Origin of the sequence: Synechococcus sp. WH 7805 (genome assembly GCF_000153285.1) — a bacterium.
GTDB lineage: Bacteria > Cyanobacteriota > Cyanobacteriia > PCC-6307 > Cyanobiaceae > Synechococcus_C.
The window spans coordinates 918,376-930,681 of the sequence record NZ_CH724168.1; the positions used below are offsets into that span (position 1 = coordinate 918,376).

General features: G+C 61.1%; 18 protein-coding genes. 7 read left to right on the forward strand and 11 right to left on the reverse strand.

Features of this window, described 5'->3' with window-relative positions:
• The first annotated feature begins 16 nt into the window (after positions 1-16).
• Positions 17-826 carry a 5'/3'-nucleotidase SurE gene (surE, locus tag WH7805_RS04930; RefSeq protein WP_006041902.1) on the forward strand — a complete coding sequence of 270 codons (810 nt, stop codon included), beginning with the start codon at positions 17-19 and terminating at the stop codon, positions 824-826.
• On the opposite strand, the gene WH7805_RS04935 is transcribed toward surE, so the two are convergent.
• The gene (locus WH7805_RS04935; RefSeq protein WP_006041903.1) at positions 811-1,371 is read right to left on the reverse strand and encodes a DUF3611 family protein; all 561 of its coding nucleotides are present in this window, start codon (positions 1,369-1,371) and stop codon (positions 811-813) included. The two genes, surE and WH7805_RS04935, sit on opposite strands and share 16 nt — an antisense overlap.
• A gap of 59 nt (positions 1,372-1,430) precedes the next feature.
• On the opposite strand from WH7805_RS04935, the gene WH7805_RS04940 reads away from it, so the two are divergent.
• Positions 1,431-2,357 carry a bifunctional riboflavin kinase/FAD synthetase gene (locus tag WH7805_RS04940; protein ID WP_038005065.1) on the forward strand — a complete coding sequence of 309 codons (927 nt, stop codon included), beginning with the start codon at positions 1,431-1,433 and terminating at the stop codon, positions 2,355-2,357.
• On the opposite strand, the gene WH7805_RS15075 is transcribed toward WH7805_RS04940, so the two are convergent.
• A complete protein-coding gene (locus WH7805_RS15075) occupies positions 2,345-2,473 on the reverse strand; it encodes a hypothetical protein (protein WP_255344575.1) in 129 nt (42 codons plus the stop codon). The two genes, WH7805_RS04940 and WH7805_RS15075, sit on opposite strands and share 13 nt — an antisense overlap.
• Positions 2,474-2,493: 20 nt before the next feature.
• Between WH7805_RS15075 and WH7805_RS04950 the strand changes: the two genes are divergently transcribed.
• The 4 genes from WH7805_RS04950 (at position 2,494) to WH7805_RS14695 (ending at position 5,290) form a co-directional block, all read left to right on the forward strand.
• Positions 2,494-3,555, forward strand: coding sequence for a thiamine phosphate synthase (locus WH7805_RS04950; RefSeq protein ID WP_006041906.1), 1,062 nt, complete (start codon positions 2,494-2,496; stop codon positions 3,553-3,555).
• A 14-nt stretch (positions 3,556-3,569) separates the two neighbouring features.
• Complete coding sequence (gene thiS / locus WH7805_RS04955; protein WP_006041907.1) at positions 3,570-3,776, forward strand: sulfur carrier protein ThiS; 207 nt, start codon at positions 3,570-3,572, stop codon at positions 3,774-3,776.
• A 25-nt stretch (positions 3,777-3,801) separates the two neighbouring features.
• Positions 3,802-4,776, forward strand: coding sequence for a DUF1517 domain-containing protein (locus tag WH7805_RS04960; protein ID WP_006041908.1), 975 nt, complete (start codon positions 3,802-3,804; stop codon positions 4,774-4,776).
• A 343-nt stretch (positions 4,777-5,119) separates the two neighbouring features.
• A complete protein-coding gene (locus WH7805_RS14695; RefSeq protein ID WP_198005734.1) occupies positions 5,120-5,290 on the forward strand; it encodes a hypothetical protein in 171 nt (56 codons plus the stop codon).
• Between the two features lie 24 nt (positions 5,291-5,314).
• Here WH7805_RS14695 and larB read toward each other — a convergent pair whose 3' ends face one another.
• Genes larB through era form a run of 6 tightly spaced genes read right to left on the reverse strand, consistent with a single transcriptional unit; the run spans position 5,315 to position 9,065 of the window.
• Positions 5,315-5,974 carry a nickel pincer cofactor biosynthesis protein LarB gene (gene larB, locus WH7805_RS04965; protein WP_006041912.1) on the reverse strand — a complete coding sequence of 220 codons (660 nt, stop codon included), beginning with the start codon at positions 5,972-5,974 and terminating at the stop codon, positions 5,315-5,317.
• Positions 5,971-6,426, reverse strand: coding sequence for a TIGR03792 family protein (locus tag WH7805_RS04970; protein WP_006041913.1), 456 nt, complete (start codon positions 6,424-6,426; stop codon positions 5,971-5,973). Before WH7805_RS04970 ends, larB begins: the two co-directional genes overlap by 4 nt.
• Positions 6,423-6,905 (reverse strand): 2-C-methyl-D-erythritol 2,4-cyclodiphosphate synthase, encoded by a 483-nt coding sequence (gene ispF / locus WH7805_RS14930; protein WP_006041914.1) that lies wholly within the window; start codon positions 6,903-6,905, stop codon positions 6,423-6,425. The genes WH7805_RS04970 and ispF overlap by 4 nt, the downstream gene beginning before the upstream one ends.
• On the reverse strand, positions 6,906-7,634 hold the full coding sequence (gene trmD, locus WH7805_RS14935) for a tRNA (guanosine(37)-N1)-methyltransferase TrmD (RefSeq protein WP_006041915.1): 729 nt from the start codon (positions 7,632-7,634) through the stop codon (positions 6,906-6,908).
• A gap of 6 nt (positions 7,635-7,640) precedes the next feature.
• The gene (locus WH7805_RS04985; protein ID WP_038005068.1) at positions 7,641-8,102 is read right to left on the reverse strand and encodes a phycobiliprotein lyase; all 462 of its coding nucleotides are present in this window, start codon (positions 8,100-8,102) and stop codon (positions 7,641-7,643) included.
• 24 nt (positions 8,103-8,126) lie between these two features.
• The gene (gene era / locus WH7805_RS04990; RefSeq protein WP_006041917.1) at positions 8,127-9,065 is read right to left on the reverse strand and encodes a GTPase Era; all 939 of its coding nucleotides are present in this window, start codon (positions 9,063-9,065) and stop codon (positions 8,127-8,129) included.
• A 72-nt stretch (positions 9,066-9,137) separates the two neighbouring features.
• Here era and WH7805_RS04995 point away from each other — a divergent pair, with 72 nt between their 5' ends.
• Positions 9,138-9,668 carry a hypothetical protein gene (locus tag WH7805_RS04995; protein ID WP_006041918.1) on the forward strand — a complete coding sequence of 177 codons (531 nt, stop codon included), beginning with the start codon at positions 9,138-9,140 and terminating at the stop codon, positions 9,666-9,668.
• A 378-nt stretch (positions 9,669-10,046) separates the two neighbouring features.
• Here the strand turns inward: WH7805_RS04995 and WH7805_RS05000 are convergent, their stop codons facing one another.
• From WH7805_RS05000 to rpsP, 3 genes are read right to left on the reverse strand one after another with little or no spacing between them, the layout of a single operon-like run.
• Entirely contained in the window at positions 10,047-10,781 is a 735-nt protein-coding gene (locus tag WH7805_RS05000; protein ID WP_006041919.1) for a Bax inhibitor-1 family protein, read from the reverse strand.
• Positions 10,782-10,833: 52 nt separating this feature from the next.
• Positions 10,834-11,865 carry a PhoH family protein gene (locus WH7805_RS05005; protein WP_006041920.1) on the reverse strand — a complete coding sequence of 344 codons (1,032 nt, stop codon included), beginning with the start codon at positions 11,863-11,865 and terminating at the stop codon, positions 10,834-10,836.
• An 8-nt stretch (positions 11,866-11,873) separates the two neighbouring features.
• Positions 11,874-12,290 (reverse strand): 30S ribosomal protein S16, encoded by a 417-nt coding sequence (gene rpsP, locus WH7805_RS05010; protein ID WP_038005070.1) that lies wholly within the window; start codon positions 12,288-12,290, stop codon positions 11,874-11,876.
• Positions 12,291-12,306 lie beyond the last annotated feature (16 nt).

The window sequence follows — 12,306 nt, forward strand, 5'->3', positions numbered from 1 at the left end:
ATCGGCGTTTGATTCCATGGCCCCCTTGCGGATCTTGATCAGCAATGACGACGGGGTATTTGCCGACGGCATCCGCGCTCTGGCGGCTGCCGCTGCCGCGGCAGGGCATCAGGTGACCGTGGTTTGCCCCGACCGCGAGCGATCCGCCACCGGCCATGGCCTCACCCTCCAAACCCCGATTCGAGCCGAAAAAGCCGACAGCCTGTTTGATGCGGGGATCACTGCTTGGGCCTGCAGCGGCACACCAGCCGACTGCATGAAATTGGCCCTGTTTGAGCTGATGGACGAAGCGCCGGACCTGGTGCTGTCCGGCATCAACCATGGCCCGAATCTGGGGACGGATGTGTTCTGCTCCGGCACCGTGGCCGCTGCGATGGAAGGAACCCTCGAGGGGTTGCCATCGATGGCCATCAGCAGTGCCTGTTTCCAGTGGCGCGACTTCCAGGGTGCCGCCGCCCTGGCGGTGGACGTGGCTACAGCTGCTCTGAAGGACCAATGGCCCGAGAATCTGCTCCTCAATTTGAACATCCCCCCCTGCCGGCCAGAAGTGATGGGCCCTCTGCGCTGGACGCGCCTCTCAATCCGTCGGTACGACGAGCAGTTCAGCCCACGAAAGGATCCTCGTGGCCGCACCTATTACTGGCTGGCGGGCGAAGTCGTGGAAGACCTGGAGTCGGGCGGGGATGGTCCGAGGGACTGGCCAACGGATGTGGCCCAGATCGAAGCCAACAGCCCCTCACTCACCCCCATCCAACCAGAGTTGTTCTGGCGTGGTCCCCTCGGAGGTCTTCCACGATTGGACCTCAATGGTCAACGCGTTCGATAGATCCTCTGCAGCAGCCAGAGCGAAAACAGCAATCCGATCAGGTGGGCGAACAGCACCTGCGTGTTGCTCAAAACGGAGAGCATCTCCAGCGAGGTGATTGCCAAGTTCTCAGCAGCACCCTGGCTACCGATCGCAATTCCTGGAGTCTGCGACGAGGCTTGCACGAACAGGGCTCCTGCCAGCGACTGATAGCCAACCGCCGCCAACACCAGTCCGAGGAGATCGGCAAAGATGCCTCGCTTGATCAGACGACTGGCTTCTGAGCGACTCGGACGCACACCGCTGTCGAGCGCACGCCCCAAGCGCACGATCAGCCAGCCCTGCCAGAGGCTGAAGAGCAACACAAAGAACGACAGGGTGGTCAGGGACAGTCCCGGACTCAGTCCCACTGCACGATCTGCATTCCGGGAGAGGCTGCCGCCGATGTTGTTGAAGAGCAGCACCCCGACCACCACCACACCGAGGACGGTCTGGATCCAGAAGCGAATCCATGCCGTCCGCTTCAGGCCAAGGGCCAGCAGCTGGAAATCGAGCCGGTCGGCCATGCGGGCTTGGTCGTCTGTCGTCCAAACTTGCCACTAACCACCGCACTGTGCACGGCCCGTTGATCCCCCTCTGCTCACCTCAGCAGGCCCGCACGCCCACTGCGCTAGCCCTGGGCAGTTTTGATGGTCTCCATGCCGGGCACCGGCGTGTAATCAAGGCCATCACCACGGATCCTGAAGGCGGCCATCCCACCGTGGTGAGTTTCTGGCCCCACCCCAGGGAGGTTTTGCACGGAGAGCCTCGCCTACGCCTCGATCTCCCGGATGAAAAACTGCATTTGCTCGACCCCCTGGGGATTGATCAGCTGGTCCTGGTGCCGTTCACCAAGCAGCTGTCACAACTGAGCGCCGCCGACTTCGTGGATCAAGTGCTGCTGACCACTCTTCAGGCGCGTCACATTGCTGTTGGAGCCAACTTCCGTTTCGGCCGCGGCCGCGAGGGTGACACCACCACACTGGCGCGTCTGGCCTCAGCAGCTGGAGTCAAGGTCAGCGTCGTGCCGATCCTGGAAGACGGGGAAGGGAGGATGAGCAGCAGCCGCATCCGCGCGGCGCTCAGCGCGGGAGAGCTGAACAGAGCTGCCACCCTGCTGGGCCGTGCCTATCACTTTCAAGGAGAGGTGGTGCGCGGGCGAGGGCTGGGGCGTGGTCTGGGATGGCCGACAGCCAATCTGCAGGTGGATGGCCGCAAATTCCTGCCCGGGCTTGGGGTGTACGCGGCCTGGGCTTGGGTGGATGGCAACGGCACGCGGCTGCCAGCGGTGATGAATCTCGGACCTCAACCCACTGTGGATCCCGGGTCCCCCTCAGCCGTTGAGGTGCATCTTCTCGATGTGGAGAAGGAGCTCGTGGGCCGCACGATCAGAGTGGAACCGGTGCGGCGTCTCCGCGGCCAAAAGCGTTTTGCTGGGCTCGAGGAGCTCAGCAATCAGATCAAACGTGATGCCGATGCAGCCAGAGAAACGCTCAGGGCTCAGGCCGGGTAGGCGTTGGCCAAACCCCAGACAATGAAGACGCCGATTCCTCCAAGCAAAATGATTCCCCACACCAGCACGTGCATTGTGCTGTCAGATCCGCCGTTCTCCATCGCCGCGTTAGGCATGAGATCCTGCCTAGAGTGCCATGGAATCGATGCCTGTCGCCCCCAGCACTGATCCCCGTGTGGCGAGGCTGATCGATGCCAACCTCGATCGAGCCCGTGAGGGACTGCGCGTGATCGAAGACTGGTGTCGGTTCGGTCTCGATCGTCATGACCTTGTTGTGCCGCTCAAGGACTGGCGGCAACAGCTCGGCCAGCTGCATGACGACGCTTACCGACAGGCCCGGTCCACCGCCACTGACACCGCGGCAGGGTTGGGCCATCCGGCCCAAAACAGCCGCACCAACAGCGTCGCCATCGTGAAGGCCAATGCCAGCCGCGTGCAAGAAGCACTTCGGGTGATTGAGGAATTCACCCGCACGGCTGATGCCGTTCTTGCCCAAACGGCAGCCGAAGTGCGCTATTCGCTTTACGACCATGAGGTGCGAATTCTTGAAGCCTGCGGACACAACCGCCGCAAGCAACAGCTGGAGGAGGCCAAGCTTTGCCTAATCACAGATCCAAGTACCGACGACGACAGCGGACGGCTTGTCCGCCACGTCAACGCGGCCCTGGATTCAGGCGTCACTCTGGTTCAGTACCGACGCAAGCATGGATCCGATGGGCTGCGGCTGCAAGAAGCAAAGCAGCTGGCGGAGCTCTGCCAATCGCATCACGCTCTGTTCATCGTGAATGACCGAATCGATCTCGCCCTGCTCGTGAATGCCGACGGTGTTCATCTCGGTCAGGAGGATCTGCCCCACAACGAGGCCCGTCGTCTCCTCGGCAGCGAGAAGCTGATCGGACGCAGCACCCACGCGCTGGGGCAGCTTCAAGAGGCGCAACAGGCAGGGGCGGATTATGCAGGCGTGGGGCCGGTGTTCGCCACAGCCACCAAAGCCGATCGGCAACCCGCCGGACTGAACTGGGTGAAGGAAGCCTGCGCAGCAGCTCACATTCCCTGGTTCGCCATCGGTGGCATCACAGCCACAACCTTGCCCCAGGTGCGTGAGGCCGGCGCCAGCCGGGTGGCCGTGGTGAGCGCGATCATGGCGTCCGACGATCCAGCACTCGCCAGCCGGCAGCTGCTGGACTTGCTTCTTTAGACCGTCGATTCAACATGCAACTCACCGTCAATGGAGAAGCACGTCAAATCGACGGAGGCCTCACCCATCTGGATCAAGTAATTGACGCCCTTGGCCATCACCCCAGGCTGGTTGTCGTTGAATTCAACGGTTTGATCCTCACCCCCGAACGCTGGGGGAACCAGCCGGTTCAAGAAGGTGACAGCCTTGAGATCGTCACCATTGTTGGTGGTGGTTCCTAGGATCACCTCAGTTTTTTACGTCGTTTTGGCCCATTCGCCGAATCGCCTCACCAACCGAGCGATCCACCGCTGGCTATCAGGCTTGATGGTGCCAGTGCTGCTGGTGGGTCTTCTCTTAATCCATCCCCTTCCCAGTGATGCGGCCCGTGGTGGCCGGATCGGAGGCGGCAGCTTCAGGGCACCAAGCATGCCCCGGAGCGGCGGCTACGGCGGTGGAGTCAGGAGGGGCTACAACGGCGGCTACAACAGAGGCTTTGGCGGCGGTTTCGGCTTCCCCTTCATCATTCCAATCTTCGGCTTCGGCGGCGGCGGACTGCTTGGATTCCTCGTTTTGATGGCCATCGTCGGGGTGCTGGTGAATGCATTCCGTGGAGCCGGAAACCGTCCCGCTATCGGCGGTGGAGTTGGTGGATATGACAGCCCTCGGGAAATTCCTATGGGTCCTGTGTCGCTGCTTCAACTGCAGATCGGCCTACTTGCAAGTGCCAAGGATCTTCAATCTGATTTACGTGCCCTCGCCTCATCCGCCGACACCAGCTCTCCAGCCGGACTTCAGCGGGTGCTTCAGGACACCACGCTGGCCCTTCTGCGCCAGCCTGATCTTTGGGTTTACGCCAATGCCGAATCGGGCAGCGTTCCCTTCAACGCAGCTGAATCAACCTTCAACCGCCTGTCCATGACAGAGCGCAGCAAGCTGCGTGAAGAGCTCACCACCAATGTGGGCGGGGTTCGATCCAACAGCGAGGACACCGCCAGCCGTGGCGATGCTGATGCGACCAATGAATTCATTGTGGTCACGCTCCTGGTGGCCAGCCGTCGATCAGTGAATCTCAAACAGGCCGACAACGGTGAAGACCTGCGAGAGTCCTTGCGCATCCTCGGTTCCACGGCTTCCAGTGATCTCATCGCTCTCGAAGTGATCTGGCAGCCCGATGGCGCTGGTGATGTTCTCAGCGCTGATGAACTGGTGACGGCGTATCCCAACCTTCAACACCTCTGAAGCAGGTTTAAGAAAATCTTCCACAGAATCGATGTCATCAAACGCGTAAAAAGCGGATGACATCGATAGGTTGAAATGACTACTAACGCACCAGTTCATTGGCCCCTGCATCCCGACCAGATCCACGAGTAATGCAGTGGCAGACGAACGGAGAGCTTGACCGCAACGATCTTTTTGAACTGGTCCGCACGCTCAGGGACGTCGAATCACCGACCCACAGCAATGAGCTCTGGCGACTGGGGACCAAGTACGAACAAGCGTCCTAAATCAATTCCAGATCTTCAACCGTCCCTCTTGCCCGCTTTCGAGGCTCCAAGCACCTTGCGGTTGCTGCACTTGCTGAATGTCGGCCAGATCCCCTTCTTGGGTCAATTCCAGCGTTTTGATGGAAGCCCTTCAGCGTTATGAGCAGGGTCGTCTGCCCCGTTCCCTACGTCTCTGGGTCGAAGCCACGCTGGAACTGGAACCTGAAGACTCCGTCGCAACCCTCCTGCCCCATCCGTCGACGGATTAATTCTTCAGCATTGTCTGCCCAGGATTAAACGCCTCTCCCCTGGAGAATGCGCAAGGCGGCCATTGCAGCTCCGTAGCCGTTGTCGATATTGACAACCGTCAGACCAGGTGCACAGCTCGCCAGCATGCCATCGAGGGCGGCACGCCCACCAGCACTGACGCCATACCCCACGGATACAGGCACACCGATCACTGGCTGGGGCACCAGCCCGGCCAGCACCGTGGGCAAGGCCCCTTCCATCCCAGCGCAGGCAATGATCACATCCAGCTGCTGAAGCGATGGCAGTACAGCCAGAAGACGATGCAGGCCAGCCACACCCACATCGAGTAGCACCTTGGTCGCCACCCCATGCACCTTTAGAGAGAGTTCCGCCTCGGCAGCAACGCGTCGATCGCTTGTGCCACCACTAAGCACGCCCACCCTTACATCCTGGGAAGGGTTCGGGAGAGATCCATCCGTCAGACATCCTGCATCGCGATGCCACTCCACAGTTGGCAAAGCGTCCATAACCGCGACTGCCTTGTCAGGACTCACCCGGGTCACAAGCGCCAACTCACCCGCAGCACGCATGCTGCGCAGGATGGACGCGATCTGCTCGGAACTCTTGTGCTGGCCCCAAACGGCCTCCACCATCCCCAGGCGCTGACGGCGCTGAAGATCGAGACGAGCCTCGTCCACGGTCATGGGGGTAGGAGTTCCCCTTCGTACACCAGTGGGAAGGGATTCCCCTCGACCTGCCCCAAAGCCTGACGGGCGATCAACTCAAACCGCTGCTGTACGGCCTCCACCTCCTCCTGAGGAATCGCTTTCCAAGCCTCTCGACTGCTCCAACGGATCAACAGCGTGCCCTCTTGGCTGGTGGGATCCCAGAGCAAATCCCGACCAAGGAAACCTTTCTGCTGAGTGAGCCAAGGCTCCCAGCTCCCCCGTTCAGCCTCCATCCAGGCGTCGCGCGCCTGATCAGGCACCTGAATACGCAGATGCTCCACCACGGCAACGTCATAACCACCTTCGGGGTCTGCGAAGGCGATCAGGCGAAGATCATCGTGTCCAGCCAACGCGATCACCAGAGCCAAACAAAGCCCTGAAAGGTTAAACAGAACTCGTCGCAGCCCGATCCAAGGGAACGTGATCATTGGCCCAGCAGGGCGACGGCATAACAGGCGATGCCCTCTTCGCGACCTTCCGGACCGAGGCGTTCATTGGTGGTGGCCTTCACACCGACCTGGTCAGGCGCAATCCCCATCGCCATGGCGATGGCTGTACGCATGGCCTCGATGTGCGGTTTGAGTTTGGGGCGCTCAGCGATCACCACCGAATCCACATTCACCACCTGCCAGCCGCGCTGCTGGATAAGCGCCACAACTTGGCGCAGCAGCTCCAGGCTGTCAGCCCCCTTCCACTGGGGATCCGTAGGCGGGAAATACAAGCCGATATCCCCCAGGGACAACGCCCCGAGGAGGGCATCCATGATTGCGTGCACCAAAACATCAGCATCGCTATGGCCATCGAGCCCAACACCGTCAGGGTGCTCAAGGCGCTGGCCGCCAAGAATCAGCGGCCGGCCGTCCACCAGCCGATGAATGTCGTAGCCGTTGCCGATGCGAAGCGTCATTCAGGCCCTGTTCTCTGACTCATTGTCAGCGCCGACGCGCTCCTGCCAGCGTTGCATCAGATCCGGTCGGCGATCTGCCGTTCGCAGCTCCCGCTGCTGCTGACGCCAGCGGGCAATGGCACCGTGGTCTCCGCTGCGCAACACCTCGGGCACCCCCATCCCTCGAAACTCGGCTGGACGGGTGTAGTGCGGGTGCTCAAGCAGGCCATCGCTGTGGCTCTCCTCCACGAGTGATTCTGAGCTGCCGACCGTACCCGGAAGCAAGCGCACCACACCATTGATGATCGTCATGGCAGGCAACTCACCGCCGGTGAGCACAAAGTCGCCGAGCGACACCTCCTCATCAGCGAGGGAACGAATGCGCTCGTCAAACCCCTCGTAATGGCCACAGAGCAGCACAAGCTGATCGTTGTCACTGGCCCAACGCTGCAGATCGGCTTGCTGCAACGGATGGCCTTGAGGCGTCATCAGCAGCACTCGGCGACGCCCACAAACAGGAATCGCGTCGAAAGCCGCAAACACCGGTTCAGGCTTGAGCACCATCCCCGCACCACCGCCATAGGGCTCATCGTCGACCTTGCGGTAGCGATCGGTGGCGTGATCGCGCGGATTATGGAGAACCAACTCGACGCGACCAGCGCAAAAAGCACGCCCGATTACCCCCAGCTCGCGCATGGGCGCGAAGGCCTGCGGAGCCAGAGTCACAACATCCAGCCGGTACGGAGCCATTGCGGATCAGGGCTGTGGCGCTGACACGCGCCGAATCTCGGAGCAGAAACGGGCTTGAACGGGGGTCCCCTCCGGCGCCGTGGCTGTGGTGCTGCGCAGCCGCAGGTTGGGCTTGATGAACCAGATGCGCTCAAGCACCCGGGTGTCGCCTTCCATCACCTCCAGCTCGACACTGGCGTCGGGGCGGAACTGCCAGTACCCCTGGCGTTGTGAGGCCTGCGAGCGCAGCATCAACTCACCATTCGCCGCAAACAGAAGCTCACTGGACGCGCCATCCGCCGCCTCCACCGTGAGCGTCCAGGCTGAATCCTGGCGCGCCGCCTTCACCGTGACCTCACCACGGTCGCTGGTATGCCATTGGTCCTCGGCACCCTCAAGATCAAACCGACTGCGCAGACTCATCCAACGGCCTGCACACAACTGCAGAAAGGCTTCTAGATCGTCCGGGGGGAAAGCGGTTTCATCCATGGATCCATCCTCGCAGGACATGGTTCAGCGGCCCTCTTCGGCATATCCCAGTTCTGCCAGCCGCTGCGGCTTACTGCGCCAGTCGGGGACCACTTTCACGAACAACTCCAGATACACCGGACCATCAATCAGGGTCTGCATCTGCAAGCGCGCCCCCTGGCCGATGGTCTTGAGCATGGCGCCACCCTTTCCGATCAGAATGCCTTTCTGACTTTTGCGTTCCACAAGGACGGTGGCCAGCACCGCAGTTCGGCCCGATCCCTTCCCTTTGGATGGCATCTCCTCCACCCTGTCGATGCTGACCGCAACACTGTGAGGCACCTCCTCCCGGGTGAGGAGCAGCACCTGCTCACGAATCAGTTCGGCCATTAACAGCCGTTCAGGTTGATCACTAACCATGTCGGCCGGATAAAGCTGAGGCCCCTCCGGCATCAAGGCACTGACGGCCCGAACGAGCTCGGGGCAACCTTCACCCGTGAGCGCGCAGCAGTGGTGGATGGGCCACCCTGACTCCGCCAACAGATCGCGGTAAGCAGCATCCGCCTCCGGTCGTCGCGCCGTGGGGACCTGATCCCATTTATTGAGCACAACCTGCACCGGCAGCCGCTGCTGACGCAGGAGATTGACGATGAAGGCATCCCCTCGGCCTGGAGGTTCACAGCCCTCCAGCAACAGAAGCACCTGGTCCACTTCACCAATGGCCGACCTGGCACTTTGCACCAGGCGTTCTCCGAGCAGATGATGGGGCTTATGAATGCCCGGGGTATCCACCAGAATCAGCTGTGCTTCCGCTGTGGTGAGGATCGCGCGCAGGCGGTTGCGCGTTGTCTGCGCCACGGGAGACGTGATCGCCACCTTGTCACCTACCAACTGATTCACCAGCGTGGACTTACCGACATTGGGACGCCCGATCAGGGCCACAAAGCCGGAGCGGTGACCGTCAGCCAATGGAGTGACTTGCATAATCTCAGTCTGCGGGGTCACGGACCTGCCTGATTCAGAGAAATAGCCTGATGGGGCGGGCACCAATTGGCCATGACAAACAGAAATCCCAACTTCCAGGAGGCAATGGAGATCGCCGCCACCTGGTTAAAACAGTGGGACGAAGAGGAGATCAGCGATGAGGTAATGGCTGATCGCGCCGCAGAACTTCTTGCCAGCCGCGACGGAGCCAGGGGGTTCTTCGTGGTGAGTCTCGCCGGCGAGAGCACTTTGATGGACCGACTGCCTGACGCTCTTGTGATCAAGTTGCGTGAGGCTGGCGACGGGGTGGTGGATCTCACTGCACGCAACCTGGCCATGAGCGCGGCGATGGTGGTGCATCACCGCAACAACGGCGATGAGGCGCAAGCCATGGGGTCAGAGCGGGTCAATCAACGCTGCACCGAGCTGCTGCGCCAGCTCGACAGCCAGAGAGTCAAGGAGCGACTTGAGACCCTGCTGGAAGCTGCCAGCCACAGCCGTGGCGACGACCTCAGCTTTCTTGAGCGCTGGGGGTACAACAAGGATCAAAAAGAGGCCATCGGCGAGGCCGTTCATGCCGTAGCAGAGACAGGACGGCCCTAAAACCGTCCACGCTAGATCTGGTGTGACTCGCCAGTAAAAAAGCCCGGGGCGTAAAGCTCCGGGCCGGGTGATGGGGAAACTTGACCATAGCCAGAGATCCAGTCAAAGACCAGCACCACATCTGGTGGCAGCAAAGATGAAGGAACGTTTTGCAGCACTATTAGGCCAATCTGAAGTTGAGACGCATCCCGTAATGAGCGTCCTATCGTTGTGGTCCGAGGGCCGGGTGATGGGGATCAGCCGGTTCGGATCCCGGGAATTCTCCCGGGTTTTTTATTGCCTGGCTTCGGGTCGCTCCAAAGAACGCACGGCCAACAAAAAAAACCCGGCTCAAGGCCGGGGTTGCGACAAATCAAGGCCTCGAGCAGGGCGTTCACCTCAGTCGCGGCGACCACCACCCTGAAGCGCGATCACAAGGCGGAGAATAAAGATGAACAGGTTGATGTAAGTGAGATACATCCCCAGAGCGCCCGCCAAATATTGATCATCCCTGTAGGTGCGAGGCATGGTGTAAAAGTCGACAAAGGCCATGCCGACGAACAACACGGTGCCGAAACCCGCGATGGCGAGATTGGTTGCGGCGTAGATGCCAGGGATAAAGAAACCGGCCACGAAAATGCCGAGCATGGCGATGATCAACCCCATCAAACCGAGGCCCACCACAGCTGTGAGGGCCTGACCCACGCTGTCGCTCATGCGGCGTCCCACCACAGAGGCGACCACGAACGTGAGACCTGTGGCCAAAGCTGCGATGCCGATTGAGGCCACACCCGCCACGGCAATCGCTTGCACAACCAGACCGGTGAGCGTGAAGCCCGTGAGAAGGCTGAACGCCGCCATGAGGGGCAACGCTGTGCCGTTGTTCCCTTTACTGGCCGCATTCTGGGCCACGAAAAACAGAATGAACCAGGGGATGATCGCGACAAGCGACAACCCGTTGAAGGCCTGAAAGCCGATGGAGGCCATCGTGGCCATACCACCCACAACCCCCGCTGCCGTCAGGGCCATGCCTCCTCCCACATAAGGGAGGGCCTTGTTCACAACATTGGGGCCGACGAGGGCACTGGATTGTGCCTCGCGGATGGCGTCTTGAAAATTGCTGCTGGCTGGCATAACGCCCCAGATCACTGGAATCATCCTGCCAGCTGCAACAGGGTTGTGGGATCTACCTCGGTGCGGATCTCCCCATCGAGCGTCGCGCGGGAGGACCCTCCCGGCGGGGATGGGTTTTGTCACGACGGGCATAGGCCTCCACTACCCGCTGGACGAGGGGGTGACGCACCACATCGGCGGCTGTGAGGCGGCAGACCGCCACACCCTCCACGCCATCGAGCACCTCGGAGGCTTCCACCAAACCACTCAGCTGTCCTGGTTGGAGGTCCACCTGGGTGATGTCACCGGTGACCACCATGCGCGATCGCTCCCCCAAACGGGTCAACACCATGCGCATCTGAGCCGGCGTGGTGTTCTGAGCCTCATCGAGGATCACGAAGGATTCCGCCAGCGTGCGGCCGCGCATGTAAGCCAGCGGGGCCACTTCAATCACCCCTTTTTCAAGCATTGCGGCCGTTTTTTCGGGGCCCAGAAGCATGTGCAACGCGTCGTAGAGAGGCCTCAGGTAGGGATCCACCTTCTGCTGAAGGTCTCCGGGAAGAAAGCCCAGTCGCTCTCCGGCCTCCACCGCAGGCCTGGTGAGCACCAATCGCTCCACTTTGCGCTCCGTGAGCATGCGCACGGCCAGGACCGTGGCCAAGAACGTCTTGCCTGTGCCCGCTGGCCCGAGAGCAAACGTGAGATCGTTGCGCTCCATCGCCTCCACGTAGGTCTTCTGACGCAACGTGCGCGGACGTAACAGTGCACCCCGTTGATTTTTGGCCAGCACCTGCTGACCCATGGCGTCATGCTCGCGATCACGCCCTGTGTCAAGGGCCTGCAAAGCGGATTGCAGATCCACCTGAGAGATCGGCTCACCCGCCTGCCAAAACTTGCGGAGCAACTCCACCGTTGCGGCCGTGCGCTCCAACTGGCTTGGACGGCCTTGGATCACCAGCTGCAATCCGCGAATCACAAGAGATGAACCCGTCAGAGCCTCCAATTGCCGGAGGGTCTGACCAGAGGGGCCACCTGCGAGAGCAAGAGCGGCTTCCGTGTGGGGTAAGTCAAAGACGAAGCAACCGTCTGAGGCAGCCTCGGACATGCTGCTGATCAGGATTCGGCAGGTGCTTCTTCCGCGTTCTCGTCGCCAGATTCGGCTTCGGCTGCAGCCTTAGCTTCGGCTTCCGCTGCTGCTTTGGCTTCAGCAGCCTCCTTGGCTGCTTGCTTGGCATCGGCTTCACGCTTCGCCGCCTGCTTGAGCTTGCCGACAATCTCAGCCGGACGCACCGTTTTCTCGATCAAGCCACCCTTCTCGAGCAGAGTGCGCACCGCATCGGTGGGCTGGGCACCCTGCCCCAAACGCTCACGCAGCGCTTCGGCATCGAGACGGGTCTCCTTGGTACGGGGGTTGTAGTACCCGAGCTCCTGTAGGGGGCGTCCGTCGCGGCGGGAAGTGCTGTTGCACGCCACAAGGCGGAAGCTCGCTTCCCGCTTCTTACCGAACCGCTTCAGGCGGAGCTTGATCATCGTGGCGCTTGCTGAG

Coding starts and splice junctions, on each gene's coding strand:
- ispF (WP_006041914.1), bottom strand. CDS start 6,905: ATGACGCTTCGCATCGGCAACGGCTACGACATTCATCGGCTGGTGGAC.
- WH7805_RS05005 (WP_006041920.1), bottom strand. CDS start 11,865: ATGTCCGAGGCTGCCTCAGACGGTTGCTTCGTCTTTGACTTACCCCAC.
- larB (WP_006041912.1), bottom strand. CDS start 5,974: ATGACCGTGGACGAGGCTCGTCTCGATCTTCAGCGCCGTCAGCGCCTG.
- WH7805_RS05000 (WP_006041919.1), bottom strand. CDS start 10,781: ATGCCAGCCAGCAGCAATTTTCAAGACGCCATCCGCGAGGCACAATCC.
- era (WP_006041917.1), bottom strand. CDS start 9,065: ATGCAAGTCACTCCATTGGCTGACGGTCACCGCTCCGGCTTTGTGGCC.
- WH7805_RS04950 (WP_006041906.1), top strand. CDS start 2,494: ATGGAATCGATGCCTGTCGCCCCCAGCACTGATCCCCGTGTGGCGAGG.
- surE (WP_006041902.1), top strand. CDS start 17: ATGGCCCCCTTGCGGATCTTGATCAGCAATGACGACGGGGTATTTGCC.
- trmD (WP_006041915.1), bottom strand. CDS start 7,634: ATGGCTCCGTACCGGCTGGATGTTGTGACTCTGGCTCCGCAGGCCTTC.
- WH7805_RS15075 (WP_255344575.1), bottom strand. CDS start 2,473: ATGCCTAACGCGGCGATGGAGAACGGCGGATCTGACAGCACAATGCAC.
- WH7805_RS14695 (WP_198005734.1), top strand. CDS start 5,120: ATGTCGGCCAGATCCCCTTCTTGGGTCAATTCCAGCGTTTTGATGGAA.
- WH7805_RS04970 (WP_006041913.1), bottom strand. CDS start 6,426: ATGATCACGTTCCCTTGGATCGGGCTGCGACGAGTTCTGTTTAACCTT.
- thiS (WP_006041907.1), top strand. CDS start 3,570: ATGCAACTCACCGTCAATGGAGAAGCACGTCAAATCGACGGAGGCCTC.
- WH7805_RS04985 (WP_038005068.1), bottom strand. CDS start 8,102: ATGGATGAAACCGCTTTCCCCCCGGACGATCTAGAAGCCTTTCTGCAG.
- WH7805_RS04935 (WP_006041903.1), bottom strand. CDS start 1,371: ATGGCCGACCGGCTCGATTTCCAGCTGCTGGCCCTTGGCCTGAAGCGG.
- WH7805_RS04995 (WP_006041918.1), top strand. CDS start 9,138: ATGACAAACAGAAATCCCAACTTCCAGGAGGCAATGGAGATCGCCGCC.
- rpsP (WP_038005070.1), bottom strand. CDS start 12,290: ATGATCAAGCTCCGCCTGAAGCGGTTCGGTAAGAAGCGGGAAGCGAGC.